We start from the raw sequence: 23,434 nt of genomic DNA on the forward strand, positions 1-23,434 counted from the left end.
ACACCCTCAAAGTGGAGATCAAGGACGCCGTAGCCGTCGTCACCGGTGGCGCATCGGGCCTCGGCCTGGCCACCACCAAGCGCCTGCTCGACAGGGGCGCATCGGTGGTCGTCATAGACCTCAAGGGCGAAGAGGCGGTCAAGGAGCTCGGTGATCGTGCCCAGTTCGTCGAGACCAACGTGACCGATCCCGACGCCGTCAGCGCGGCGCTGGACGCGGCCGAGAAGATGGGCCCGCTGCGCATCAACGTCAACTGCGCGGGCATCGGCAACGCGATCAAGACGCTGAGCAAGGACGGGCCGTTCCCGCTCGACGGCTTCAAGAAGGTCATCGAGGTCAACCTGATCGGCACGTTCAACGTGCTGCGGTTGGCGGCGGAGAGAATCGCCAAGACCGAGCCCATCAACGGTGAGCGCGGCGTCATCATCAACACCGCGTCCGTCGCGGCGTTCGAGGGCCAGATCGGTCAGGCCGCCTACTCCGCGTCCAAGGGCGGCGTGGTCGGGATGACGCTGCCGATCGCGCGTGACCTGTCGCGCGAGTTCATTCGCGTCGTCACGATCGCACCGGGTCTGTTCAAGACCCCGCTGCTGGGTTCGTTGCCGGAGGAGGCGCAGCAGTCCCTCGGCAAGCAGGTGCCGCATCCGGCGCGCCTCGGCGATCCCGACGAGTACGGCGCGCTGGCCGTGCACATCGTCGAGAACCCGATGCTCAACGGTGAAGTGATCCGCTTGGACGGCGCGATCCGGATGGCTCCGCGATGAGCGCTTGCGCGAAGAGAAGAGAGCAGCGATGAGCATCAGGACGAAGTTCACCGAGACGTTCGGAATCGAGCATCCCATCGTGCAGGGTGGGATGCAGTGGGTCGGCCGCGCGGAACTCGTTGCGGCCGTCGCGAATGCGGGTGCGCTCGGTTTTATCACTGCGCTGACCCAGCCGACGCCTGCCGATCTGGCCAAGGAGATCGCCAAGTGCCGCGAGCTGACCGACAAGCCGTTCGGGGTCAACCTGACGATCCTGCCGACGATCAACCCGCCGCCGTATGACGAGTACCGCCAGGTGATCGTCGACTCGGGCATCAAGATCGTTGAGACCGCGGGTTCGAACCCGGCGCCGCATCTGCCGATGTTTCACGAGAACGGGATCAAGGTGCTGCACAAGTGCACCTCGGTGCGGCATGCGGTCAAGGCGCAGAGCCTCGGCGTCGACGGCATCAGTATCGACGGATTCGAGTGTGCGGGCCATCCCGGCGAGGACGACATCCCGGGGCTGGTGCTGATCCCGGCGGCGTCGACCAAGATCGACATCCCGATGATCGCCTCCGGCGGATTCGCCGATGCCCGTGGCCTGGTGGCCGCGCTGGCGCTGGGCGCCGACGGCATCAACATGGGATCGCGGTTCATGTGCACCGTCGAATCGGCGATCCACCAGAACGTCAAGGAAGCGATCGTCGCGGGCACCGAGCTCGACACGGAGCTGATCTTCCGGCCGCTGCGCAACACCGCCCGCGTGGCCAGCAACGCGGTGTCGCGTGAGGTCGTGGAGATCCTCAACCGCGGCGGTCAGTTCGAGGACGTCAAGGACCTGGTCGCCGGTTCGCGCGGGGTGAAGGTCTACGAGGTCGGCGATCTGGACGCAGGCATCTGGAGCGTGGGCACCGCGATGGGGCTGATCAACGACATCCCGACCTGTGGGGATCTGGTCGCGCGCATCGTCGAGGAGGCCGAGGAGATCATCAGCGGCCGGCTCAGCGACATGATCGCCGACGACGAAGAAGAGAACGTGGCTTAAGAACGGGGATCGAATTCAGCGGGGCGGGTTCAACAAGGAAGCATCACAGAACCGGCTCTGGCCCTCGAGGCCCAACCGTCGGAGCGAATGCGCGACCCCTCGGCGCGCGTTCGGTCAGACGGCGGTGCGCAGGGTGTGCTCGTCGTCGAGCTGCTCCGAGGTATCGCCTTCTACCAGGACGTCGCCGTGGTAGAGCGCCTCGAAGTCGACCTTGATGACATCGGCACTGGTGTCGTCGATCCACATGTACTCGACAGTAGGGGTCACCCTTAAGGAATCTTTGAGTCACGATTCGGAATACTGTGGCAATTCTTACCGCCAAGTAGGGTCGCGGGCTACTCACCAGTAGCGATTTGCTGGCACGCTAGGCCCCGGCCGTGAAGTGGATGGGGTTGGTGCCCAGCAGCGCCACCCAGGTCAGGATCGCGGCTGCGAATGCCACGACCAGCAGACCCACGGCTACGCGCCGACCCCACGACACGCGGCCCCACACCTTGGCGTCGACCGAGTACGCGCCCGCCCCGAGGAACAACAGTGCAGCGGCGCCAACCCCGATCAGGAACGGCACGTTGAACGGTTCGGACCAGAAAGCCGACTGCGACACGTTGACGGCCCAGGCATCGACCATCGCCGCGATCACCGCGCACGCAGCCAACGGCGTCAGCACACCGAAGATGAGTCCCAGGCCGCCGAGCGTCTCGGCCGCGGTGACCATGAACGCGGCTAACCCCGGCAACCGCCACCCGGCGGACTCCATGAAACCGACCGTGGTGCCGAAGTCGAAGGCCTTGATGAGGCCGGCCTGAAGGATGGCCGCGCCGACACCGATTCTCAGGATGAGCAGGCCGATGTCCATCGCAGTGTCGCGCGTGGTGGTGGCGGTGGTCGCCGCGTCTGTCGTTGTCATGTCGATTACGACTACCAGGAACGTCACAACTCATCGCGAAGAATCGCAGTGAACGCGGCGGGTCCGTGATTCGTGTGTCCGAGAGGGGCGTTGCGCTGGTGACTTACCGTTGTTAAGTTACCGACGTTAGTCCAGAGCCGAGAGGACGCCGAGTGCTGCAGCGAATCGCACATCTGGCCATAGCGGCGCCCCGGCGCATCATCGCGATTGCGGTCCTGGTGATGGTCGCGTGCGGGATCTTCGGCATCCCTGTCGCCAAACACCTCTCCGCGGGCGGTTTCCAGGACCCTACGTCGGAGTCGGCGAAGGCCACCCAGCTCTTGGTCGACAAGTTCGGTCAGGGCGACATGGAGCTGATCCTCAGCGTGCATTCCGACGAGGGCGCGCAGAGCCCGACCGCCCGCGCTGTCGGGGAGGAACTCGCCGCTGAACTGCGGGCCGCACCGTCCGTCGTCGGGGTGACCTCGCTGTGGAGCGCACCACCCACCGCCGTGCCTTCGCTGATCAGCGAGGACGGGAAGACCGGGTTGATCGTCGCCGGTATCACAGGCGGTGAGAGCGCCGCGCAGAAGCATGCCAAGGAACTCTCCGAGCGTCTCGTGCACGACCGCGACGGTGTCACCGTGCGCGCCGGCGGCGAGGCCATGATCTACGTGCAGATCAACGGGCAGAGCGAAAGAGACCTCCTGAAGATGGAGGCGATCGCGATCCCGCTGTGCTTCGTGGCGCTGGTCTGGGTGTTCGGCGGCCTGCTCGCCGCCGCGCTGCCGTTGGCCATCGGTGGTCTCGCGATCCTCGGTTCGATGGCGGTGCTGCGCGGCGTCACCTACCTCACCGATGTGTCGATCTTCGCCTTGAACCTCACGGTCGCACTCGGTTTGGCGCTCGCAATCGACTACACGCTGTTGATCATCAGCCGGTATCGCGACGAGCTCGCCGATGGCGTGGAACCCGACTCGGCGTTGGTGCGCACGATGGTGACCGCCGGGCGCACCGTGTTGTTCTCGGCGATGACGGTCGCGCTGTCCATGGTCGCGATGGTGTTGTTCCCGATGTACTTCCTGAAGTCGTTCGCGTACGCGGGAATTGCGGTGGTGACGTTCGCGGCCGTCGCTGCGGTGGTGGTCGCGCCCGCGGCGATCGTCCTGCTCGGCGACCGGTTGGACTCGCTGGATGTGCGGCGGTTCGGTCGACGGCTGTTCGGCAGGCCGGAGCCGGAGCGCAAACCGATCGAGCAGTCGTTCTGGTACCGCTGCACGAAAGTCGTGATGCGCCGGGCGCTTCCGATCGGACTCGCGATCGTCACGCTGCTGCTGGTCCTCGGCGCGCCGTTCCTCAACGCCCGCTGGGGGTTCCCGGACGAGCGGGTGCTGCCTCAGTCCGCGTCGGCGCGCCAGGTCGGCGACGAGCTGCGCAACGACTTCGCCGTCGACTCGGCCCGCAACATCACCGTCGTCATACCGGACACCAAGGGAATCACGCCCGCGATGGTGGACCGTTACGCCGCCGATCTTTCGCGGGTTACCGACGTTTCGTCGGTGTCGGCTCCGGGCGGCACGTTCGTCGACGGTAGTTCGGTCGGGCCGCCGTCGGCCGCGACGGGCGTCAAGGACGGCAGCGCTTTTCTCACGGTCGCCAGTGAAGCGCCGCTGTACAGCGATGCCTCCGAAGCGCAGCTGGACCGGCTGGAGGCCGTGAGCACTCCCGCCGATGTTCCGGTGCTGCTGACCGGCACCGCACAACTGAACCGGGACAGTGCCTCGGCGATCACGTCGCGGCTGCCGCTGGTGCTCGGGGTGATCGGGGCCATCACGTTCGTGCTGCTCTTCCTGCTCACCGGGAGCGTGGTGCTGCCGGTGAAGGCGTTGATACTCAACGTCTTATCGCTGACGGCCGCATTCGGTGCGCTGGTGTGGATCTTCCAGGAAGGCCATCTCGGCGCGCTGGGCACCACGCCGACGGGAACCTTGGTGGCCAACATGCCGGTGTTGTTGTTCTGCATCGCGTTCGGGCTGTCGATGGACTACGAGGTCTTCCTGGTCTCGCGTATCCGCGAGTTCTGGCTGCAGTTGGGCAAGGACCCGGCGATGTCCGCGCGTGCCCGCAACGACGAGAGCGTGGCCCTCGGCCTGGCCAGGACCGGCCGCGTGGTGACCGCGGCGGCGCTGCTGATGTCGATCTCGTTCGCCGCGTTGATCGCCGCGGAGGTGTCGTTCATGCGGATGTTCGGCGTGGGGCTGACGCTGGCGGTGCTGGCCGACGCAACGCTGGTGCGGATGGGACTGGTGCCGGCGTTCATGCATCTGCTCGGCCGGTGGAACTGGTGGGCGCCCAAGCCGCTGGCGAGGCTGCACGAACGGATCGGCTTCAAGGAGTCCGTCGAACCGTCGCCCGCCCCGGGTGAGAGTTCGGTTCAACCGGCGGGTACGCGATGAAACGCCGACGCGCTCCGCGGGGGTCCGGCGAGCAGCTGCGCGACGAAATCCTCGACGCCACCACCGATCTGCTGCTCGAGTCAGGCAACGCGAAAGAGGTGTCGATCAGGTCGGTGGCGCAGCGGGTCGGGGTGACCCCGCCGTCGATCTACCTGCACTTCGCCGACAAGGACGCCCTGCTCGATGCGGTGTGCGCACGGTACTTCGAGAAGCTCGACGAGGAGATGCAAAGTGTGGCGGCAGGACAGCCGTCGACCATCGAGGTGCTGCGTGCCCAAGGGCTGGCGTATGTCCGGTTCGCGATGAAAACCCCTGAGCTGTACCGCATTGCGACGATGGGAGACAGCCGGCCGGGCAGCGATGTGGATATCGCGCTGAACAGCTCGGCATTCGTGCATCTGCGCAGCGCGGTTGAGGGACTGATGGCGGAGGGGACCTATCCACCTGGGGATGCGACCGCGACGGCGCTGGAATTGATGACCGTCGCGCACGGGGTCGCGGCAATGCTGATCTCCAAGCCGTACCTTCCATGGGGGGATGTCGAGGACTTCGCCGACCGGGTCCTGAAGGCCGTATGTCTTGGCCATATCGCCCGGGGCGCGGTAGACCCCGATGCGCCACCACCGGAAACCGTCGCTCAGTTGAAGGGAATGCTCTATGTCGGACACGGTCGATAACCCGTTCTTCGCTCGGTTGTGGACGGTGATGTCCACCCACGAGACCGACGCCATCCGGCAGCTCAGGCGCGAGAACCTCGCCGGCTTGTCGGGACGGGTGCTGGAGGTCGGTGCGGGCACCGGAACGAACTTCGAGTTCTACCCCGACACGGTCAGCGAGGTGGTGGCCGTCGAGCCCGAACGCCGTCTCGCCGAGCAGGCTCAGCGGGCCGCGGTGGGGGCCCGCGTGCCCGTCACCGTCAGTGCCGACACAGTGGAGCACTTCGCCGCCACGGGCAGCGAGCCGTTCGACGCGGTCGTCTGCTCGCTGGTGCTGTGTTCGATCGACGACTCGGATACGGTTCTGCGCCAGCTGCTTTCGTTGCTGCGGCCGGGTGGTGAGCTGCGCTATCTCGAGCACATCGCCAGTGACGGCGGCCGCGGGCGGCTGCAGCGAATCGCCGACGCGACGGTGTGGCCGCGGCTGTTCGGAAACTGCCACACCCACCGCCACACCGAGCAGAGCATCGTGGGCGCGGGTTTCGAGGTCGAGGGTGCCCGGCGGGAATGGACAATGCCGAGGTGGGTGCCGCTGCCCGTCGCCGAGTTCGCGATCGGGCGGGCGGTCAAGCCTGCGTGATGTGTGTGCGCTTCGGAGCGGTGAGGCTAGTTGAGGAGGGCCGGCAGTCGCTGCAGCAGGTTCGGCAGTGCACTGGCCGCCGTTTCGCGCAGTGACGCCGTCGCGGAGTCCGACAGCGGTGTGCGTTCCGGGTTGACCTCGATGACCGGGGTGCCGTTGGCCAGCGCGATCTCGGGTAGGCCCGCCGCGGGATAGACGATCGACGAGGTGCCGACGACGATCACCAGGTCGGCGCCGCTGACCGCCTCAACCGATCGCTGCCATGCGTCCTCGGGCAGCGCCTCGCCGAACCAGACCACGTTGGGCCTGATGAGCCCGCCGCACACACACCGCGGCGGGTCGACGGTCTCCACGGGTTCGGGCATGTCGGGTAGCTCACCGGAATACGTCTCCTGGCAGCGATCGCAGCGGAACTCGAACAGGCTTCCGTGCACGTGGTAAACGTTCTTGCTGCCCGCTCGCTCGTGCAGGTCGTCGACGTTCTGGGTGGCGACGTGCACGTCGGCGTAGTCCTGCCAGGCGGCGACGGCCCGGTGGCCATCGTTGGGCTGCACCGCGCTCATCATGCGGTGGCGCCACAGATACCACGCCCACACCTTCTCCGGGTGTGCCCGCCACCCGTCCGAGCTGGAGATTTCATATGGGTCGACCTTCGCCCACAGTCCGGTTTCGACATCGCGGAACGTCGGCACCCCGCTTTCGGCAGAGATGCCCGCACCGCTGAGGACCGTCACTTGCACATGACCAAACTAGCCGCTGTGGGCGATACTGAGCACGTGGCCGGGTTGGGGGATTGGGTACGCATCGACCAGCGCTCGTCGGGGGCCTTGTTCGACCAGCTCAGAACGCAGATCATCGACGGGGTGCGCGACGGCAGGCTGCCGCCGGGAACGCGGTTGCCGACGGTGCGCGAGCTGGCGGGCCAGCTCGGGCTCGCGGTGAACACCGTGGCGCGGGCTTACCGCGAGTTGGAGGCGGCGGGAATCCTCGAAACCCGCGGCCGCTTCGGCACATTCGTCGCACATGCGGATCCCGTCGACGGAGCGATGGCCACCGCGGCGAACACGTTCGTGTCGGCGGCCAAGACGCTCGGCGTCGGCAGGGACGACGCGCTGCGGTATGTGGAAGCGGCGTTCGGTTGATTTCGGCGAGCTAGCCGAATTCGAGCAGGGTGAAGACCGGTCGCACGGAATCGAACCACGGCAGTCGCTGAGCCCCCCACATCAGCGCGTTGAGCACCTTGCCGCGTCCAGGTGGCAGCGCGATGTCGTGCACCGCGCGGATCCCGGGGATCTCGTTGACGAGGTTGGCGACCTGCGAGGGCGTCATGTGGAACGGCATGGGCGGGACGCGGTAGCTGAACGACGGCCGCAACAGGCCGCGGCTGATCAACCGAGCGAACCACGCCGGTGGCAGCTCGAACAGCATTCGTCCGCCGGGGAAGCGGGCCGCGCACTCGCCGATCAGGCCGAGTGCCTCCTCCGGCTGCAGATACATCAGCAGACCTTCGGCGGTGATGAACACGCCGTGTTCGGTGTCGACCTGGTCCATCCAGCTGTAGTCGAGCGCCGACTGGGCCAGCATGCGCACCCGATCCGATGCGGGCAGCAGGCGTCGGCGCAGTTCGATGACCGGTGGGAGATCCACGGTGAGCCACTGAAATTCGTGTCCCACATCAGCGGCATCGATGCGGTAGAAGCTGGTCTGGAGCCCCTCGGCGAGCGCCACCACCGTCGCGCGAGGATGGTCGCCGAGGTAGCGCCGCGTCTCGCGGTCGAACGCCAGGGCCCGCACCGCCATGTCCTGGCGGCGCGACAGCCCGAATTTGGAGAAGTCGAAGTCGATGGAGTCGGCGAGCTGGATCGCCATCGGGTCATCGATCAGTCGGTCCGGTCGACGGGCCTCCGTGGCCCGCACGTTCAGCGTCATCAGCGCGGTCTCGGAGACACCGGTCAGTATGGTGGCGTCGGCCTTGGCGGACTCGGCGTTCGATTCGGAACTCACCTGCTCGAATGTACCTAGCGCAGGACTTTGTCCAACGTCCGCAGGTTCCTGGTGGTGGTCGACGACTTGTACCGCTTTTTGCCCATGGTCTTGCCGATCGTGGTGTCGAGCGTCGCGGCCTTGGGCACCTGCCAGTAGATGACGCCATCGCCCCGCTCGATCTTCTCCTCGGGCGCGGCCGACTCGGCCAGACCGGCGAGCTCGTCGAGCACCTGTTCGTCGGTCACGAACGTGACGTAGGAGTGGTGGTCGGGGACCTCGCGCTCGAAGGGGTAGGCGCGCGAGATCGCCGCGACGGTGTCGATCGGGTAGGCCAGCACCCAGGCGTCGTATCCGAACGTGTCGCGCAGCGCTTTCTCGGCCTTCTTCCGCACCACGTCGACCTTCGACCCGCTCTCGAACAGCACGTTGCCGCTGGCGAGAATCGTTCGTACCGAACGGAACCCGGCGTCCTCGAAGGCCTTCGCGACGTCAGCCATCTTGAGGTTGACGCCGCCGACGTTGACCCCTCGCAGGAAGGCGGCGTAGCGCGTCATCAGCCGAACTCCAGCAGGGTGTGGCTGGGCCGGCCTCTGCGCAGGAAGCCGAGGCTGTCCCACATCGGCGAGGCCAGCACCTTGTACAGTCCGCGCCCCGGAATCATGGGGAGGTCGTGGGCGGCGCGCACACCGGGAATGCGCCCGGCAAGCGCGACCGCCTCGTCGGGCGTCATCGCGAACGGCATCGGTGGGGTGACGTAGCGGTCGGAGAGCTTCAGTTTGCCGCGCACCGTGCGTCGACTGAACCAGGGCGGCACGTTGTCGAACACCATCCGGCCGCCGGGGAAGCGGGCCGCGCAGTCGCGGATCAGGCCGAGTGCGTCGTCGGGGTCCAGATACATCAGCAGGCCCTCGGTGGTGATCAACACCCCGTTCGACGCGTCGATGCGGTCCATCCAGCTGCGGTCCAGCGCTGACTGCGCCAGCGGGACGATACGCTCGTCGTGCGGTAACAGCTTCTCCCGCAAGGCCACGACAGGTGGGAGATCGACTGAGTACCAGGTCAATTCGTCGGTGACACCCTGCCGCTGCAGGCGCCAGAAACTGGTCTGCAGGCCTTCGGCGAGCGCGACCACCGAGGCTTTCGGATGCGCGGTCAGATACTCGCGGGTGGCGGCGTCGAAGGCGAGAGCCCGGACCGCGTGCGACTGATTGGGTCTGCCGAACTTGCCGTAGTCGTAATCGATGGCGTCGAACAGCGTGACCGCCCACGGGTCGCGGAGCACCCCGTCGGAGCGCTTGGCTTCGCTGGCGCGAAAGTACAGCGTCCACAGCGCGGTCGCGGATACGCCTTCGAGCACGTTGCCGTCGATTCGGGGTGCAGGAGCGGTCACATCTCGATGGTAGAGACGTAGGCTTCGAGCATGGGACGCCACGTGTTCGATGACAAACTGCTCGCGTTGATCGGCGGAAACTCCCTGGGCGTCCTGGCGACCATCAAACGCGACGGTCGTCCGCAGCTGTCAAATGTGTCGTACTACTTCGATTCGCGCGCGTTGACCATCCAGGTGTCGATCACCGAGCCGCGGGCCAAGACCCGTAACCTGCGGCGCGATCCGCGCGCCTCGCTTCACGTCAGCTCGGACGACGGCTGGTCCTACGCGGTCGCCGAGGGTGACGCGGCACTCACGCCGCCCGCGGCGTCACCGGACGATGACACCGTGGAGGGTCTGATCGCGTTGTACCGCAACATCGCCGGCGAACATCCCGACTGGGACGACTACCGGCGCGCGATGGTCGACGACCGCCGGGTCTTGATGACGCTGCCGATCAGCCACGTCTACGGCATGCCGCCCGGCAAGCGCTAAAAGCGGGCGACGCCCGCCGGCCCCACGGGCTAGGCTGCCGTCATGGCTGAGACACCGGAAGACGACACGAAGCGCAAGTTCCGGGAGGCGCTGGAGCGCAAGAAGGCCAAGTCTGCAGGTGGAGGCGACCACAAGGACGGCGGCGCCAAACAGCCGCGCACGCACGGGCCGGTCGAGCATCGCAGGGAGTTCCGCCGCAAGAGCGGCTAGCGGGACGCGCGCGCTTCGCGGACCAGGATCGCCGCCAGGCAGATCCCGGCGAGCACGGCCACCGCCACCGCGAAACTCACGCCGGCCGTGCGTAATCCCCATTGCTCGGCGGCCAAGCCCTCGCCCACGACGGGCAGCGAGATGGCCACATAGCCGATGACGAAGTAGGTCGAGTTGACCTCGGCGCGGCGGTCGGCCGGGCTGCGTTCGGAGATGGCGGCCAGGCCACGGCTGAAACTCATCCCCTGGCCCGCGCCCGACACCACGGCAGCCGCGATGAGCCCGATCAACGACGAGAGTTGAAGGGCCGCCGCGAGAATCGCCATCCCGGCGACCAGGATCGCGCAGCCGATGGCGAGCGCCCGCTGCGGCTGCATGGTGTTGGTAGCGATCTGGGTCAGGGCGGACGCGGCGAAGATCGAGCCGGCGATGAGCCCGGCAGCGGCCTGGTTGTCGATGCCGACGATTTCGGTCACGAAGGCCGGCGCGACGGCGGCGAACAGGCCGGTGACGGCGAATCCGGCGAAGCCTGCGATCGCGGCGAGGATGAACACCGAGCGCACCTCGGGCGGTACCGCCAGCCGCTGCAGCGCGATGCGTCCTGACCGCGGTGAGGTCTCGGGCACCAGCAGCACCGCCACTCCCGCCAGTGCCGCCAGCACGATGTGCACGATGAAGCTCAGGTGCAGCGGCATCGGCGCGTATTCGACCAACACGCCGGCCAGCATCGGACCGGCCCCCAGCCCGCCGATGTTGGCGACGGTCGCGACCGCGGCGGCCCGGCTGCGCCAGTGCGGCGGTGCGGCCTCGATGACTGCGGCGGTGGCCGTCCCGGTGAAGACGCCCGCGGACAGTCCGGAGAACACGCGCCCGACAACCAACAGCGGCACCGAGTCCGCGACCAGGAACACCCCGGCGCTCATCAGCGCCGCGACGACACCGCCGAGCAGCAGCGGGCGCCTGCCGATCGCGTCGGACCAGCGTCCGAACGCCAGCAGCGCGAACAGCACACCACCCGCATACGCCGCGTAGACGACGGTGGTGGTCGCCACCGAGAACCGCATCTGCTCGCCGTAGAGCGCGTACATCGGCGTCGGCATCGTGGTGCCGAGCATGATCGCCGCGAATGCGTACGCCAGTAGGGGGAACGCCCAGCGCGTGCTCACGCGGGTCGGAGCCTCAGCCACGAGGAGCTGCCACTTTCCACGCCGAAATTGCACTCCAGCAGGCGGTCACTCGGACTTTGCCTGCCGGAATGCAATCTCGCGCGGTAGAACTCAGTGGGCGACGGCCTTCTCGGCGCCGACGCCGGTCAGCGAGCGCACCTCGAACTCGGCGTTGATGTCCGGATCGCCCCGGTCCGATGAGGTCAGGGTGCCCAGGGCGCCGAGCAGGAAAGCCAACGGGATCGACACGATGCCGGGGTTGGCGAGCGGGAACCATGCGAAGTCGACGCTGGGCAGCATCGCGGTCTTCGATCCCGACACGGCCGGGGAGAACACGATCAGCACGATCGTCGAGATCAGACCGCCGTACATGCTCCACAACGCGCCGCGGGTGTTGAACCGCGGCCAGTACAGCGAGTACAGGATGGTCGGCAGGTTGGCCGCCGCGGCCACCGCGAAGGCGAGCGCGACCAGGAACGCGATGTTCTGCTCGGCGGCCAGCACGCCAAGGCCGATCGCGAAGACACCCAGCACCACGACCGTGATCCGCGAGACCCGCACCTGCTCGCTCTCGCTGACGCGGTCGCTCTTGAGCACGCCGGCATAGATGTCGTGCGCGAACGACGTTGCCGCCGTGATGGTCAGGCCGGCGACCACGGCGAGGATCGTCGCGAACGCGACCGCCGAGATGATGCCGAGCAGGATCACCCCGCCGAGTTCGAATGCCAGAAGCGGTGCGGCCGAGTTCTGCCCGCCGGGGGCGGCCAGGATGGTGTCGGGCCCGACGAGCGCCGAGGCGCCGTAACCGAGGGCGAGGGTGAACAGGTAGAACGCGCCGATGAGCGCGATCGCCCAGACCACCGAGCGGCGCGCCTCCTTGGCGGTCGGCACCGTGTAGAAGCGCATCAGCACGTGCGGCAGGCCCGCGGTGCCCAGCACCAGCGCCAGCGCCAACGAGATGAAGTTGATCTGCGATGTCAACGACGCGCCGTATTGCGCGCCGGGGGCCAGGACGTCGCGGGCGGCGACGGCCTCGTTCGACGAGCCCGAGACGGCAGACTGGGCTGCGCCGAGGATCTCGGAGAAGTTCGCACCGAACTTGGCGAGCACCCACACCGTCATCAGCGCCGTGCCGCCGATCAACAGCACGGCCTTGATGATCTGCACCCAGGTGGTGCCCTTCATGCCGCCGATCAGCACGTAGACGATCATCAGGACACCGACGACGGCGATCACGACGGCCTGGCCGAAATCGCTGGTGACGTTGAGCAGCAGCGCGACAAGTCCGCCCGCGCCGGCCATCTGCGCCAGCAGGTAGAACAGGCAGACCGCAAGTGTCGTCGTGGCCGCTGCGAGGCGCACCGGGCGCTGCCTGAGCCGGAAGCTCAGCACGTCGGCCATCGTGAATTTCCCTGCGTTGCGCAGTAATTCGGCGACCAACAGCAGCGCGACGAGCCAGGCCACCAGGAAGCCGATGGAGTAGAGGAAGCCGTCGTAGCCGTAGACCGCGATCGCACCCGCGATGCCCAGGAAGCTGGCGGCGGACAGATAGTCACCGGAGATCGCGATGCCGTTCTGGGGGCCGGTGAACGACCGCCCGGCCGTGAAGAATTCGGTGGCGGTGGCGTTGCGCTTGCTCGCGCGGATCACGATGTACAGCGTCACCGCGACGAACAGCCCGAAGATGCCGATGTTGGCGGCGGGGTTGCCGACGTTCGGGTCGACGGCCAGCAAGGTGGTCATACCGCACCGCCTTCCAGTTTGGTGCGGATGGCCTCGGCCCGCGGGTCGAGCTCGCGGTTGGCAAAGCGTACGTACAGGCCGGTGATCACGAACGTGGAGACGAACTGACCGACGCCGACCAACAGCCCGACGTTGATGTCGCCCCACACCTTGATCGCCATGAAGTCGTGGGCGAAGGCGCCCAGAATCACGTAGGCGGCATACCAGATGAGGAACACCGCGCTCATCGGAAAGACGAAGCGGCGCAGCCTGGAACGCAACTCTTGAAACTCCGGGCTGGCTTGTACGGTTCGGTATTCCTCGCCGCTGATCGGGGTATCCCGATGGGGTAGGTCTGTCTGGGACATCTCAACTCCTGGACCTCGGCGGTGGACGGATCAGTTGCTGGTAGGTGACTTTCGTTCACGGGTAGCCGCTGGCTCTCCCGACACGCCGACAGGGGAGGGCAGGATGTGAATGCCGAGGAACAAGAGAAGGGCGGTTACCGATCTGAGCATGGTTGCGTATGCGAAACATTGCCACACCCGGTCGTGGAAGTCGGCAAAGCTCACTGCCGATGAAACGCGATCAATCGACTTACGAGAATCGCGTCACGCCATCGTGCGTTCCGCCTCGCGAGCAGCGCGCTTCTCCTCGTAGTGCTTCGCCTTCGCATCGAGCGCCGCGAGGAAGAACGAGAGCTCGTCGCGAGCCTGCTCACCAGCCGACCCGAAGTCGGTGCGCTCGAAGACTCGCCAGAACCGGAGCACGGGCTGGATCACCGCGTCATGATGCAAGCGCAGGTCGTAGATGCCGGCTTTGGCGATCGTGATCGCGTTCTTGGCGTAATCCGTCATGCCCTGTCCCGGCATCTGAAATCCAACCACTTCGTCGCGGATTGTCTGCATGGCTGCGTCGGGCGCGATGTCGAGCGCTGCGTCCATGAGGTTCCGGTAAAAGATCATGTGGAGGTTCTCGTCGGTGGATATCCGAGCGAGCAGTTGCTCCGCGAGCGGACAGCCGGTCGCGCGTCCGGTGTTTCGGTGCGCGATTCGGGTGGCCAGTTCCTGGAAGGAGACGTAAGCCAGTGCCTGTAGCACAGTCTTGTCACCGCTGTCGTAACCGGCCACCATATGCTCCATGCGCAGCGCCTCCAGCCGGACCGGATCGACACCACGCGTGACGATGAGATAGTCGCGTATCGCGATCGCGTGTCGAGCTTCTTCGGCCGTCCAGCGACCGACCCACTGCCCCCAAGCGCCATCGCGTCCGAAGCGGGTGGCGATCTCGCGGTGATATGAAGGCAGGTTGTCCTCGGTGAGCAGGTTGACGATCATTGCCGTTTGGGCGACTGGATCGAGAGGCGAGTCCTCGGGCCGCCAGTCGGATCCTCCGAGGAACGCGAAGTCGCGCCCGCGTGACCACGGCACATAATCATGGGGCTGCCACTCTTTCGCAGCGCTGAGATGGCGGTCGAGGTTCGCTGCCACGACCGGCTCCAGTTCGGTCAGCACAGCGGCATGTAGATCTGGCACAGGGCTACGCTACCGTAACTTACGGTCTAGTAGCTGCGTTTTGAAGATTTGCTGTTGCCGACAAAGAGCGAGGACTGACTGGCGCGACAATTGTCACTTCAGTTTGCGGTGTAATTCATGTGGCCGCAATTGCGCGCCTAAGTCCGAGCGGGCTCATCTGCTGACGAAATCGCTCCTCTCTTGCTGGAAAACATCGGGCGTCACAGGTGGTTTCGCGACGAGGTTGATCTGGGTGACGGGTGTAGCTGTTCTCAACATGGAGTGCTGCTAGCAGCATCGCGCAGTTTTAAACTGGCGGCGTGGCGAAACTGCAGCTTGTCCAAGATCCCGCGGCCGACGCGCTGCTGGAATCCAACCCGTTCGCATTGCTGACCGGGATGCTGCTCGATCAGCAGTACCCGATGGAGGCCGCGTTTGCAGGTCCGAAGAAGATCGCCGACCGCCTCGGTGGCTTCGATGTCCGCGAGATCGCCGACTACGACCCCGAGAAGTTCGTCGAGTTGTGCTCGAAAACCCCTGCGATTCACCGTTTTCCGGGCTCGATGGCAAAACGGGTACAGGCGCTGGCGCAGTTGATCGTCGATCGCTACCGCGGTGATGCGGCCGCGCTGTGGACCGAGGGCGACCCGGACGGCGCCGAGGTGCTGCGTCGGCTCAAGGCCCTGCCGGGGTTCGGGGAGCAGAAGGCGAAGATCTTTCTGGCTCTGCTCGGCAAGCAGTACGGCGTGACCCCAGAAGGTTGGCGCAAGGCCGCCGGCGACTACGGCAAGGCGGGCTCGTACCGGTCGGTGGCCGACGTTGTCGACGCCGGTTCGCTGGAGAAGGTGCGGTCGTACAAGAAGCAGGCGAAGGCAGCCGCCAAGGCCGCAAAGGGTTAGACCGCGGCGTCTTCGGAATCCAGGCGGGCCAGCGTCTTGATGACGGATGCGACGACGCGGCCGGTGGAGGTCCCGGTGTCGAGGCCCTCTTTGAGAGTGCGAAGCCGAAGGCCGCGCTCGCAGAGTTCGGCGATGGTGCGGGTGACCTCGGTTCCGGTGCGGCCGAGCCGGTCGAGCGCGACCACGACGATGGTGTCGCCGGAACGGGCGTAGCTCAACATGGAGTGTAGGCCCGCGCCGATGCGGTCGGCGGAATCAGAAAGCCGGTCGGTGAACACCCGCCGGGGGTCGACACCTGCAGCGTTGAGCGCCGCGAGCTGACCCTCGAGGCCCTGCTCGGCGGTGCTTGCTGTGGCGTAGCCCAGCGTGCAGGTCACTTTCCCAAGGTCGCATGAAACGCCTGGCGAGCGGAATCGACTAAGCCATATCGAGTCTGGTTGCCGACCGAACTGTTACCGGACGTCACCAGTCATGCGCCGAACGGCTCTCCGTCGAAGCGCTCCCAGCTGGCGATCTCGGCAACGGGTTTGCGGGTCAACTTCGTCAGCTGGCGGACCGGCTTGCCGAGCGGCAGTACAGCGGCGACCGCGTAGTTGTCCGGGATGCCCAGCAACTCACGAACCCGCGGCTCTTCGGCGACGGCGGCAGTGGTGAGCACACCGCCGTACCCCTCGTTGCGGGCGGCCAGCAGGATGTTCCAGACGAACGGGTATACCGAGGCGCCCGCGACCAGACCCACACGGTCGAGGTGCTGATCGAACGCGGCCACGACGCCCAGATCGACGCAGACCACCAGCACCACCTCAGCGGTGCGCAGCGGTGACTGGTTCGGCACGTTGATCGCCGAGATGGTCTGCTCGTCAACCCGACAGGGATGCAACGGATTCCACGGGCTTTCGCCGTTGCGCAGCTGCGCGAGGTAGCGCTTGGCCCCGGGTATCGCGCATTCGATCAGCGCCTCGCGTGTTGCGGTATCGCGCACCACGACGACCCGAGTGCCTTGGCGGTTGCCGCCGCTCGGCGCGAAGCGGGCTTTGTCGAGAATGCGCTCGAGGACGTCGTCGGGCAGCGGGTCGCCGGTGTACTCGCGCACTGCAGCCGTTGTGCGCATGACGTCGTAGAGATCCATGGCTATATCTTGGGCCTGTCGGTGGCGACCTATGCGAAGGTGGGGATATGAAGACGCACCTGAACTGCCCGTGTGGCGAAGCGATTGTGGGTAAGGACGAGGAGGACCTGGTCGAGAAGGCCCAGGCGCATCTGTCCGAGTCGCATCCCGGCCGCGATTACGACCGGGACGCGATCCTCTTCATGGCCTACTGATCCTGATTCCACACCGACGCAATGGTCGATCGCGGGCGGGCGAATCAGCCAAAACGTCGGTTTGACGACTACTGATCCCGGCGAGCGACCGCATTTGCACGCGCCGGCGCGGCGTGTCGCGGTGCAAACACGGCCGCTCGCGGGGATGTGTGTGGTCCCGCGAGGATGTGTGTGGGCCCGCGGGGGTTGAGGCAGACGTTTACGGAACGACCGTCGAGCCGATCGTCGGCATGAACTGGCACTGCCGTTCGGTGGTCGTGACCTGTCCGAAGATCGTCGACAGGATGCTGCCGGAGCCGGTGTCGGCGATCGCCGTCAGAGTGGTCGGCCCCTCGGGGTTGATATCCGAGCGCGGCTTCAGCGTGGCGCTGCCCGACTTACCGGTGGTCAGGTTGACCCAGGTGACGTTGAGGGGCAGCTTCTGCTCGGCCGCGGGGCCGGGCGTGCCGACGGCGGTGAACACGTAAGCGGTCTGACCCGGACCGGGGCCCGGCGTCGGGATCTTCGCGGGCCCGGCCACCGAAATCGCGGTGGCGAGCACGTTTCCGCCGTCGCCCAGGCAGCCGTTGCTGATCGACGGGTACATGAAGTCCTGCGTTGGCGGGGCGTCCGGACCGAAGCCGGGGCCGGGCGCGGCGGCAGGAGCCGGTGCGGGTGCTGGACCTGGAGCCGGGGCAGTCTCCGGCGCCGGCGCCGGCGCCGGTACGGCCTCGGGTGCGGGCGCCGCGGCAACAGCCACCGGTGCAGCCGCAGGCGCGGGTGCCGGAGCGGGAGCGGCCGCAGGTGCGGGCGGCACCTCGGGTGCGGGCACCGCGTCCGGTACGGGTCCGACCGCGTGAGCCGGGTTGATTCCGGCCGGCAGGTGCGCCTGCTCGCCCGGCACCGCGCCGGGTGCGGGATTGTGCGCGACGAACTGGTTGACCGCCGACGCGACATTGCGTGACTCGGTGGGGGCGACCGCGTCACCGGCGAACACCGCGGCCGCGGCCATCAGCGTCGACGCGGCATTCGTCGGATCCGCAGCGGCCTGCTGGATCGCCGGGCTGATGCCCTGGACCGCCGTCAGTCCGGGCGCCTGCAGCCCGTCGATCGGTGCCGGGGGCGCGGGTTCGGCGCCGGCCACACCGGTCACGCCGCTGGCGAGCAGCGTGGCCGATGAGCCGATCGCGAGGGCGACGGTGGCGAACATCCTTCGAGCTGACATGGCTCCCTCAGAACGTGGTTGTAGTGGTCGTGTCTGCGAGTGGGTGGTTCGGCGTCGCCCCACGGATCACGGAAGAGCCGACAGCGGCATCAGCAGCGGTGCCATACCCGCGCTGGGCAGTGCCGGGGCAGCGGCAGGCGCCGCGGCGGCCGGGGCCGCGGCGGCGGGTGCGGCAGCCGCCGGCGTGGCCGCCTGTGCCGCGGCCGGCAGGAGGCCGGTCAACGGCGTTCCCTCAGGCAGCAGCGAGGCCAACCCGGTCGGCAGGTTGGACAGCAGGTTGGCCGGGTTGGCCGGTGCGGCCGCAGGCGTGGCTGCGGGTGCCGCCGGCGCCGCGGGCATACCGGGCAGCGATGACGGCGGCTGCGGAAGGGTGACCGTCGCCGTCGCCGACGGAGGCGTCGCGGCCGGGGCGGCGGGGGCCTGAGCGGTGTTCAGCAGCGATGTGAAGCCCTGCATGAGCTGCGTCGCGGCGGCCGGGTTCGACGCCAACTGCTGGATGAGCGGCAACCCCGGCACGCTGGGCGCGGGTGCCGGCGCCGCGGGCTGGGCGGTGGCGGTGGCGCTCAGCGCCAGCGCGGCCGAGACCGCTCCCGCCGCGGCGATCATGGTGGTCGCGAACAGTTTTCCGGTGCTGCGCATGGTTCTCCCAATCAGTTGTGTCGGCACGTCTTCGCCCGAAGCTACGGAGTTACTGGTGTGACTCAAGTGACACGTGTGGCAGTGACTCAACCGTTACGCAAGCGAGGGGTTTCGGTGACCGGCCGATAGAGTCGGGCGGATAGACACCTCGACAAGCGCCGCCACGTCGACGTCGCGGATGGCCGTGCGACTGGCCGCTGCGGCGCCCGTGCTGTTGGTGATCAGCATCGCCGCGCGGCTGGCGTGGACCTATCTGGTGCCCAACGGCGCGAACTTCGTCGACCTGCACGTCTACGTCGGAGGTGCCGGCACGCTGGATCAACCCGGCGCGCTCTACGACTACGTCTATGCCGAGCAGACGCCGGACTTCCCGCTGCCTTTCACCTATCCGCCGTTCGCCGCGGTGGTGTTCTATCCGCTTCACCTGTTGCCGTTCGGCCTCGTCGCGTTGTTGTGGCAACTCGGGATCATCGCCGCCCTTTACGGTGTGGTGCGCATCAGCCAGCGGCTCCTGGGTTCCGGCGATCGGCGGACCGCGATGCTGTGGACGGCGGTCGGCATCTGGCTCGAACCGCTGCGCAGCACCTTCGACTACGGGCAGATCAACGTGGTGCTCGTGCTGGCGGTTCTCTATGCGGTGTACAGCACGCGGTGGTGGTTGTCCGGCCTGCTGGTCGGGGTCGCGGCAGGTTTGAAGCTGACGCCCGCGGTCTCGGGGTTGTACTTCCTCGGTGCGCGGCGATGGGGTGCGGTGATCTTCTCAGCGGTCGTATTCGTTGCCACCGTGGGGATTTCGGCCTTGACTGTCGGCGACGAGACCCGGCGCTACTTCACCGAACTGCTCGGTGACGCCAATCGTGTCGGCCCGGTCGGCACGTCGTTCAACCAGTCGTGGCGCGGCGGGATATCGCGGATCCTCGGGCACGACGCGGGGTACGGGCCCGCGGTCCTGGCGGGCATCGCGGTGACGGCGGTGCTGGCGGTCCTCGCGTGGCGCGCGATCGGCGGCGCGTCGGATCGGTTGGGTGCGATCGTCGTGGTGCAGTTGTTCGGTCTGCTGCTCTCACCGATCTCGTGGACACATCACTGGGTGTGGCTGATCCCGTTGATGATCTGGTTGCTGCACGGGCCGTTGGGCGACCGTCTCGGCGCGCGGGTGCTGGGGTGGGGGTGGCTCGTTCTGACCCTGATCGGGGTTCCGTGGCTGCTGAGCTTCGCACAGCCGACGATCTGGGTGATCCCGCGACCCTGGTATCTGGCGTGGGCCGGGTTGATCTACATCGTCGCCACGCTGGCGACGCTGGCCTGGATCGCCGCTACTGGCCGACGATCCCGTTGATGTCGCGGGCCATCTCGACGTCCTTCTCCGTGATGCCGTCCTCGGAGTGCGTCACCAGTGCGAAAGTTACTGTGCGCCATCGGATGTCAATATCAGGATGGTGGTCCTTGGCTTCGGCGTGCTCGCCGACCCGACGGACGGCGTCGATACCGTCGAGAAAGGCCGGGAACTTGATCGAGCGACGCAGGGCGCCGTCGGCGCGCTCCCAGCCGGGCAGGTCGGGCAGTGCGGCGTCTACTTGTTCGTCCGTTAACACAGCCATGGGTTCGACGGTATACCTTCGGTCGCGATGTCAGAGCAGATCGTGGTGGCCGGTGCGCTGATCGACGCCGGGGTGCTGCTGGTGGCGCAGCGCGAGCGGCCGCCCGAGCTGGCCGGGCTGTGGGAGTTGCCCGGCGGCAAGGTGTCGGCAGGCGAGACCGACGAGGCCGCGCTGGCCCGCGAGCTACACGAAGAACTCGGCGTGGAAGTGACCGTCGGCGCGCGTCTGGGCGCCGACGTCGCGCTCGGACCGACGACGTCTCTGCGCGCCTACGTCGTCACCCGGACCGGTGGCACCCTGCATCCCAATGACCACCGGGCGCTGCGCTGGGTCACCGCCGACGAACTCGACGGCCTCGCTTGGGTTCCCGCCGACCGCGCGTGGGTGCCGGAGCTCCGCCTGGCGCTGGGGGGTCAGTAACGCAAGCCGTCGCGGACGACGCGCACCGCCGGTTGGTGATGCATCGCGTAGATGGGGTGCAGCAGCGCCGGATGCCGGCAGTGCACGCAGGATTCGCGCGATGCGGTGGTCGACGACAGCGTCAGGTGGTGACAGGTCGCGCATCGCACCACGAAAGCGGCGCCCATCCAGTTGAGCAGTCCGATGTAGATCGCCGCGACTGCGGCGGCCGCCAGCACTCCGATGAGCACCACGGTGAGGATCTCGAAGATCATCATGACCCGTCTCCCTCCCTCGGGTAACGAGGTCGACGGTAGTCACCGCACCTGCGCAAACGCTGTGAGCTCCGGACTACTTGATCTTGCGCGCCCGCTTGTGCACCTTCGCCAGGTCCTTGCCGCGCAGACCGTTGAGTTCCGCCTTGCGGACCTGGTGCACCACGACCGGGCAGCGCTTACACCGGGGCTTGCTGCGGCAGCACTTCTTCTTCGGCTTGAGGTCGGCGAGCTTGCTGGGCTTCAAGTGACGGGCATCTCTCGTTTTCGTGATTGGCCGACCGCGCTGCGACAATCTCGAAGTGGATTTTAGAAACGTCGCCATCGTGGCACACGTCGACCACGGGAAGACGACCCTGGTCGACGCCATGCTGCGTCAGTCGGGCGCGCTCACACACCGTGGTGACGACGCCACCGAGCGCATCATGGACTCCGGCGACCTGGAGCGGGAAAAAGGCATCACGATCCTCGCCAAGAACACCGCCGTGCACCGCCACCACGCCGACGGCAACGTGACCGTCATCAACGTCATCGACACCCCGGGACACGCCGATTTCGGCGGCGAGGTCGAACGCGGGCTGTCCATGGTCGACGGTGTGCTGCTGCTGGTCGACGCGTCCGAGGGGCCGCTGCCGCAGACCCGCTTCGTGCTGCGCAAGGCGCTGGCCGCCCATCTGCCGGTGATCCTGGTGGTCAACAAGACCGACCGCCCCGACGCCCGGATCAGCGAGGTCGTCTCCGACAGCCACGACCTGCTGCTCGACGTCGCATCGGACCTCGACGAGGAAGCGCAGAAGGCGGCCGAAGAGGCGCTCGGGCTGCCGACGCTGTACGCGTCGGGCCGGGCCGGCATCGCCAGCACCACCGAGCCCGCCAACGGCGAGAACCCGGACGGCACCAACCTCGACCCGCTGTTCGACGTGCTGATGGAGCACATCCCGCCGCCCACCGGCGACCCCGAAGCCCCGCTGCAGGCGCTGGTCACCAACCTCGACGCCTCGGCGTTCCTGGGCCGCCTGGCGCTGGTCCGCATCTACAACGGCAAGCTGCGCAAGGGCCAGCAGGTCGCCTGGATGCGCGAAGTCGACGGCGTACCGGTCGTCACGAACGCCAAGATCACCGAACTGCTGGCCACCGTCGGCGTCGAACGCAATCCGACCGACGAGGCCATCGCCGGCGATATCGTCGCCGTCGCAGGCATGCCCGAGATCATGATCGGCGACACGCTCGCCGATCCGGACCACGCGCACGCGCTGCCGCGCATCAGCGTCGACGAGCCGGCCATCTCGGTCACCATCGGCACCAACACCTCACCGCTGGCGGGCAAGGTGTCCGGCCACAAGCTCACCGCGCGGATGGTGCGCAACCGCCTGGACCAGGAACTGGTCGGCAACGTGTCGATCAAGGTCGTCGACATCGGCAGACCCGACGCGTGGGAGGTGCAGGGCCGCGGCGAACTGGCGCTGGCCGTGCTCGTCGAACAGATGCGCCGCGAGGGTTTCGAGCTGACCGTCGGCAAGCCGCAGGTGGTGACCCGCACCATCGACGGCAAGCTGCACGAGCCGTACGAGGCGATGACCATCGATTGTCCCGAGGAGTTCGTCGGCGCCATCACTCAGCTGATGGCCGCACGTAAGGGCCGCATGGAGGACATGACCAACCACGCCGCGGGCTGGGTGCGGATGGACTTCGTCGTGCCGAGTCGCGGGCTCATCGGGTTCCGCACCGACTTTTTGACCATCACCCGCGGCACCGGCATCGCCAACGCGGTCTTCGACGGCTACCGGCCATGGGCGGGGGAGATCCGCGCCCGGCACAGCGGCTCGCTGGTCTCCGACCGCAGCGGTCAGATCACGCCGTTCGCGATGATCCAGCTCGCCGACCGCGGCCAGTTCTTCGTCGAGCCCGGCCAGGACACCTACGAAGGTCAGGTCGTCGGCATCAACCCGCGCGCCGAGGATCTCGACGTCAACGTGACCCGGGAGAAGAAGCTCACGAACATGCGCAGCTCGACGGCCGACGTCATCGAAACCCTGGCCCGGCCGCTGGAACTGACCCTGGAACAAGCCATGGAGTTCTGCGCCGAGGACGAATGCGTCGAGGTCACCCCCGAGGTCGTCCGCGTGCGCAAGGTGGAGTTGAACGCGAGCCTGCGCGCAAGGGCCAAGGCGCGCGCGAAGGCCCGCGGCTGAAACCGGCGGTC

30 protein-coding genes are annotated in these 23,434 nt (G+C 67.1%); 13 read left to right on the forward strand and 17 right to left on the reverse strand.

Features of this window, described 5'->3' with window-relative positions; translation table 11 throughout:
* Positions 1-11 precede the first annotated feature (11 nt).
* Complete coding sequence (locus tag A5790_RS18550; protein WP_064397653.1) at positions 12-764, forward strand: 3-hydroxyacyl-CoA dehydrogenase; 753 nt, start codon at positions 12-14, stop codon at positions 762-764.
* Between the two features lie 28 nt (positions 765-792).
* Positions 793-1,791 (forward strand): nitronate monooxygenase family protein, encoded by a 999-nt coding sequence (locus tag A5790_RS18555; protein WP_066847469.1) that lies wholly within the window; start codon positions 793-795, stop codon positions 1,789-1,791.
* 114 nt (positions 1,792-1,905) lie between these two features.
* On the opposite strand, the gene A5790_RS25830 is transcribed toward A5790_RS18555, so the two are convergent.
* Both A5790_RS25830 and A5790_RS18560 read right to left on the reverse strand, forming a co-directional pair.
* The gene (locus A5790_RS25830) at positions 1,906-2,058 is read right to left on the reverse strand and encodes a hypothetical protein (protein ID WP_164673963.1); all 153 of its coding nucleotides are present in this window, start codon (positions 2,056-2,058) and stop codon (positions 1,906-1,908) included.
* A 97-nt stretch (positions 2,059-2,155) separates the two neighbouring features.
* Positions 2,156-2,698, reverse strand: a complete 543-nt coding sequence (locus A5790_RS18560) for a DoxX family protein (RefSeq protein WP_066847472.1) — start codon at positions 2,696-2,698, stop codon at positions 2,156-2,158.
* A gap of 152 nt (positions 2,699-2,850) precedes the next feature.
* Here A5790_RS18560 and A5790_RS18565 point away from each other — a divergent pair, with 152 nt between their 5' ends.
* The 3 genes from A5790_RS18565 to A5790_RS18575 are packed head-to-tail and all read left to right on the forward strand — an operon-like array spanning position 2,851 to position 6,429.
* Entirely contained in the window at positions 2,851-5,133 is a 2,283-nt protein-coding gene (locus tag A5790_RS18565; protein ID WP_066847475.1) for an MMPL family transporter, read from the forward strand.
* Positions 5,130-5,810, forward strand: a complete 681-nt coding sequence (locus A5790_RS18570; protein ID WP_066847478.1) for a TetR/AcrR family transcriptional regulator — start codon at positions 5,130-5,132, stop codon at positions 5,808-5,810. The genes A5790_RS18565 and A5790_RS18570 overlap by 4 nt, the downstream gene beginning before the upstream one ends.
* Positions 5,791-6,429 carry a bifunctional 2-polyprenyl-6-hydroxyphenol methylase/3-demethylubiquinol 3-O-methyltransferase UbiG gene (locus A5790_RS18575; RefSeq protein ID WP_066847480.1) on the forward strand — a complete coding sequence of 213 codons (639 nt, stop codon included), beginning with the start codon at positions 5,791-5,793 and terminating at the stop codon, positions 6,427-6,429. Before A5790_RS18570 ends, A5790_RS18575 begins: the two co-directional genes overlap by 20 nt.
* Positions 6,430-6,455: 26 nt before the next feature.
* Here the strand turns inward: A5790_RS18575 and A5790_RS18580 are convergent, their stop codons facing one another.
* A complete protein-coding gene (locus tag A5790_RS18580; protein WP_066847482.1) occupies positions 6,456-7,169 on the reverse strand; it encodes an NAD-dependent deacylase in 714 nt (237 codons plus the stop codon).
* Between the two features lie 36 nt (positions 7,170-7,205).
* Here A5790_RS18580 and A5790_RS18585 point away from each other — a divergent pair, with 36 nt between their 5' ends.
* The gene (locus A5790_RS18585) at positions 7,206-7,571 is read left to right on the forward strand and encodes a GntR family transcriptional regulator (protein ID WP_066847485.1); all 366 of its coding nucleotides are present in this window, start codon (positions 7,206-7,208) and stop codon (positions 7,569-7,571) included.
* Positions 7,572-7,581: 10 nt separating this feature from the next.
* On the opposite strand, the gene A5790_RS18590 is transcribed toward A5790_RS18585, so the two are convergent.
* The 3 genes from A5790_RS18590 to A5790_RS18600 all read right to left on the reverse strand — a co-directional run bounded on the left by A5790_RS18590 (position 7,582) and on the right by A5790_RS18600 (position 9,805).
* Positions 7,582-8,358: a class I SAM-dependent methyltransferase gene (locus A5790_RS18590; RefSeq protein WP_082961790.1), complete on the reverse strand. Its 777-nt coding sequence runs from the start codon at positions 8,356-8,358 to the stop codon at positions 7,582-7,584.
* 89 nt (positions 8,359-8,447) lie between these two features.
* Entirely contained in the window at positions 8,448-8,969 is a 522-nt protein-coding gene (locus A5790_RS18595) for a DUF1697 domain-containing protein (protein ID WP_066847487.1), read from the reverse strand.
* Positions 8,969-9,805, reverse strand: coding sequence for a class I SAM-dependent methyltransferase (locus A5790_RS18600; protein ID WP_066847489.1), 837 nt, complete (start codon positions 9,803-9,805; stop codon positions 8,969-8,971). The genes A5790_RS18595 and A5790_RS18600 overlap by 1 nt, the downstream gene beginning before the upstream one ends.
* 30 nt (positions 9,806-9,835) lie before the next feature.
* Here A5790_RS18600 and A5790_RS18605 point away from each other — a divergent pair, with 30 nt between their 5' ends.
* Positions 9,836-10,279: a PPOX class F420-dependent oxidoreductase gene (locus tag A5790_RS18605; protein WP_066847492.1), complete on the forward strand. Its 444-nt coding sequence runs from the start codon at positions 9,836-9,838 to the stop codon at positions 10,277-10,279.
* Positions 10,280-10,321: 42 nt separating this feature from the next.
* Complete coding sequence (locus tag A5790_RS25835; protein WP_094289178.1) at positions 10,322-10,489, forward strand: DUF5302 domain-containing protein; 168 nt, start codon at positions 10,322-10,324, stop codon at positions 10,487-10,489.
* Here the strand turns inward: A5790_RS25835 and A5790_RS18610 are convergent.
* The 4 genes from A5790_RS18610 to A5790_RS18625 form a co-directional block, all read right to left on the reverse strand.
* On the reverse strand, positions 10,486-11,676 hold the full coding sequence (locus tag A5790_RS18610; protein WP_369829798.1) for an MFS transporter: 1,191 nt from the start codon (positions 11,674-11,676) through the stop codon (positions 10,486-10,488). The genes A5790_RS25835 and A5790_RS18610 overlap by 4 nt on opposite strands.
* A gap of 90 nt (positions 11,677-11,766) precedes the next feature.
* Entirely contained in the window at positions 11,767-13,398 is a 1,632-nt protein-coding gene (locus tag A5790_RS18615; RefSeq protein WP_066847495.1) for a cation acetate symporter, read from the reverse strand.
* The gene (locus A5790_RS18620) at positions 13,395-13,745 is read right to left on the reverse strand and encodes a DUF485 domain-containing protein (RefSeq protein WP_066847502.1); all 351 of its coding nucleotides are present in this window, start codon (positions 13,743-13,745) and stop codon (positions 13,395-13,397) included. The genes A5790_RS18615 and A5790_RS18620 overlap by 4 nt, the downstream gene beginning before the upstream one ends.
* 243 nt (positions 13,746-13,988) lie before the next feature.
* Positions 13,989-14,912, reverse strand: coding sequence for an acyl-ACP desaturase (locus A5790_RS18625; protein ID WP_066847505.1), 924 nt, complete (start codon positions 14,910-14,912; stop codon positions 13,989-13,991).
* A 299-nt stretch (positions 14,913-15,211) separates the two neighbouring features.
* Here A5790_RS18625 and A5790_RS18630 point away from each other — a divergent pair, with 299 nt between their 5' ends.
* Positions 15,212-15,790, forward strand: coding sequence for an HhH-GPD-type base excision DNA repair protein (locus A5790_RS18630; RefSeq protein ID WP_066847508.1), 579 nt, complete (start codon positions 15,212-15,214; stop codon positions 15,788-15,790).
* On the opposite strand, the gene A5790_RS18635 is transcribed toward A5790_RS18630, so the two are convergent.
* Positions 15,787-16,167, reverse strand: coding sequence for a recombinase family protein (locus tag A5790_RS18635; protein WP_064397985.1), 381 nt, complete (start codon positions 16,165-16,167; stop codon positions 15,787-15,789). The genes A5790_RS18630 and A5790_RS18635 overlap by 4 nt on opposite strands.
* A 92-nt stretch (positions 16,168-16,259) precedes the next feature.
* Entirely contained in the window at positions 16,260-16,919 is a 660-nt protein-coding gene (locus tag A5790_RS18640; protein WP_066847510.1) for a nitroreductase family protein, read from the reverse strand.
* Positions 16,920-16,966: 47 nt separating this feature from the next.
* On the opposite strand from A5790_RS18640, the gene A5790_RS18645 reads away from it, so the two are divergent.
* The gene (locus tag A5790_RS18645) at positions 16,967-17,113 is read left to right on the forward strand and encodes a DUF1059 domain-containing protein (protein WP_066808023.1); all 147 of its coding nucleotides are present in this window, start codon (positions 16,967-16,969) and stop codon (positions 17,111-17,113) included.
* Positions 17,114-17,312: 199 nt separating this feature from the next.
* Here A5790_RS18645 and A5790_RS18650 read toward each other — a convergent pair whose 3' ends face one another.
* Positions 17,313-18,317, reverse strand: coding sequence for a hypothetical protein (locus A5790_RS18650; RefSeq protein ID WP_066847517.1), 1,005 nt, complete (start codon positions 18,315-18,317; stop codon positions 17,313-17,315).
* Positions 18,318-18,383: 66 nt separating this feature from the next.
* Positions 18,384-18,956, reverse strand: a complete 573-nt coding sequence (locus A5790_RS18655; protein ID WP_064420176.1) for a hypothetical protein — start codon at positions 18,954-18,956, stop codon at positions 18,384-18,386.
* Positions 18,957-19,134: 178 nt separating this feature from the next.
* Between A5790_RS18655 and A5790_RS18660 the strand changes: the two genes are divergently transcribed.
* Entirely contained in the window at positions 19,135-20,295 is a 1,161-nt protein-coding gene (locus A5790_RS18660) for a mannosyltransferase (RefSeq protein WP_066847520.1), read from the forward strand.
* Here A5790_RS18660 and A5790_RS18665 read toward each other — a convergent pair.
* Positions 20,273-20,557, reverse strand: a complete 285-nt coding sequence (locus tag A5790_RS18665) for a 4a-hydroxytetrahydrobiopterin dehydratase (RefSeq protein ID WP_066847523.1) — start codon at positions 20,555-20,557, stop codon at positions 20,273-20,275. The two genes, A5790_RS18660 and A5790_RS18665, sit on opposite strands and share 23 nt — an antisense overlap.
* A 27-nt stretch (positions 20,558-20,584) precedes the next feature.
* Between A5790_RS18665 and A5790_RS18670 the strand changes: the two genes are divergently transcribed.
* Positions 20,585-20,977, forward strand: coding sequence for a (deoxy)nucleoside triphosphate pyrophosphohydrolase (locus A5790_RS18670; RefSeq protein ID WP_066808028.1), 393 nt, complete (start codon positions 20,585-20,587; stop codon positions 20,975-20,977).
* Here A5790_RS18670 and A5790_RS18675 read toward each other — a convergent pair.
* Both A5790_RS18675 and A5790_RS25840 read right to left on the reverse strand, forming a co-directional pair.
* A complete protein-coding gene (locus A5790_RS18675; protein WP_066847525.1) occupies positions 20,971-21,234 on the reverse strand; it encodes a hypothetical protein in 264 nt (87 codons plus the stop codon). The two genes, A5790_RS18670 and A5790_RS18675, sit on opposite strands and share 7 nt — an antisense overlap.
* A 73-nt stretch (positions 21,235-21,307) precedes the next feature.
* The gene (locus tag A5790_RS25840; RefSeq protein WP_094292898.1) at positions 21,308-21,478 is read right to left on the reverse strand and encodes a hypothetical protein; all 171 of its coding nucleotides are present in this window, start codon (positions 21,476-21,478) and stop codon (positions 21,308-21,310) included.
* 55 nt (positions 21,479-21,533) lie between these two features.
* On the opposite strand from A5790_RS25840, the gene typA reads away from it, so the two are divergent.
* On the forward strand, positions 21,534-23,423 hold the full coding sequence (typA, locus tag A5790_RS18680) for a translational GTPase TypA (protein WP_156616840.1): 1,890 nt from the start codon (positions 21,534-21,536) through the stop codon (positions 23,421-23,423).
* Positions 23,424-23,434: the final 11 nt, after the last annotated feature.

It is taken from the genome of Mycobacterium sp. 852002-51152_SCH6134967 (genome assembly GCF_001667105.1).
Classification (GTDB): Bacteria; Actinomycetota; Actinomycetes; order Mycobacteriales; family Mycobacteriaceae; genus Mycobacterium; species Mycobacterium neumannii_A.

Coding starts and splice junctions, on each gene's coding strand:
- A5790_RS18555 (WP_066847469.1), top strand. CDS start 793: ATGAGCATCAGGACGAAGTTCACCGAGACGTTCGGAATCGAGCATCCC.
- A5790_RS18560 (WP_066847472.1), bottom strand. CDS start 2,698: ATGACAACGACAGACGCGGCGACCACCGCCACCACCACGCGCGACACT.
- A5790_RS18570 (WP_066847478.1), top strand. CDS start 5,130: ATGAAACGCCGACGCGCTCCGCGGGGGTCCGGCGAGCAGCTGCGCGAC.
- A5790_RS18575 (WP_066847480.1), top strand. CDS start 5,791: ATGTCGGACACGGTCGATAACCCGTTCTTCGCTCGGTTGTGGACGGTG.
- A5790_RS18590 (WP_082961790.1), bottom strand. CDS start 8,358: ATGACGCTGAACGTGCGGGCCACGGAGGCCCGTCGACCGGACCGACTG.
- A5790_RS18595 (WP_066847487.1), bottom strand. CDS start 8,969: ATGACGCGCTACGCCGCCTTCCTGCGAGGGGTCAACGTCGGCGGCGTC.
- A5790_RS18605 (WP_066847492.1), top strand. CDS start 9,836: ATGGGACGCCACGTGTTCGATGACAAACTGCTCGCGTTGATCGGCGGA.
- A5790_RS25835 (WP_094289178.1), top strand. CDS start 10,322: ATGGCTGAGACACCGGAAGACGACACGAAGCGCAAGTTCCGGGAGGCG.
- A5790_RS18615 (WP_066847495.1), bottom strand. CDS start 13,398: ATGACCACCTTGCTGGCCGTCGACCCGAACGTCGGCAACCCCGCCGCC.
- A5790_RS18620 (WP_066847502.1), bottom strand. CDS start 13,745: ATGTCCCAGACAGACCTACCCCATCGGGATACCCCGATCAGCGGCGAG.
- A5790_RS18640 (WP_066847510.1), bottom strand. CDS start 16,919: ATGGATCTCTACGACGTCATGCGCACAACGGCTGCAGTGCGCGAGTAC.
- A5790_RS18645 (WP_066808023.1), top strand. CDS start 16,967: ATGAAGACGCACCTGAACTGCCCGTGTGGCGAAGCGATTGTGGGTAAG.
- A5790_RS18650 (WP_066847517.1), bottom strand. CDS start 18,317: ATGTCAGCTCGAAGGATGTTCGCCACCGTCGCCCTCGCGATCGGCTCA.
- A5790_RS18655 (WP_064420176.1), bottom strand. CDS start 18,956: ATGCGCAGCACCGGAAAACTGTTCGCGACCACCATGATCGCCGCGGCG.
- A5790_RS18660 (WP_066847520.1), top strand. CDS start 19,135: ATGGCCGTGCGACTGGCCGCTGCGGCGCCCGTGCTGTTGGTGATCAGC.
- A5790_RS18665 (WP_066847523.1), bottom strand. CDS start 20,557: ATGGCTGTGTTAACGGACGAACAAGTAGACGCCGCACTGCCCGACCTG.
- A5790_RS18670 (WP_066808028.1), top strand. CDS start 20,585: ATGTCAGAGCAGATCGTGGTGGCCGGTGCGCTGATCGACGCCGGGGTG.
- A5790_RS18675 (WP_066847525.1), bottom strand. CDS start 21,234: ATGATGATCTTCGAGATCCTCACCGTGGTGCTCATCGGAGTGCTGGCG.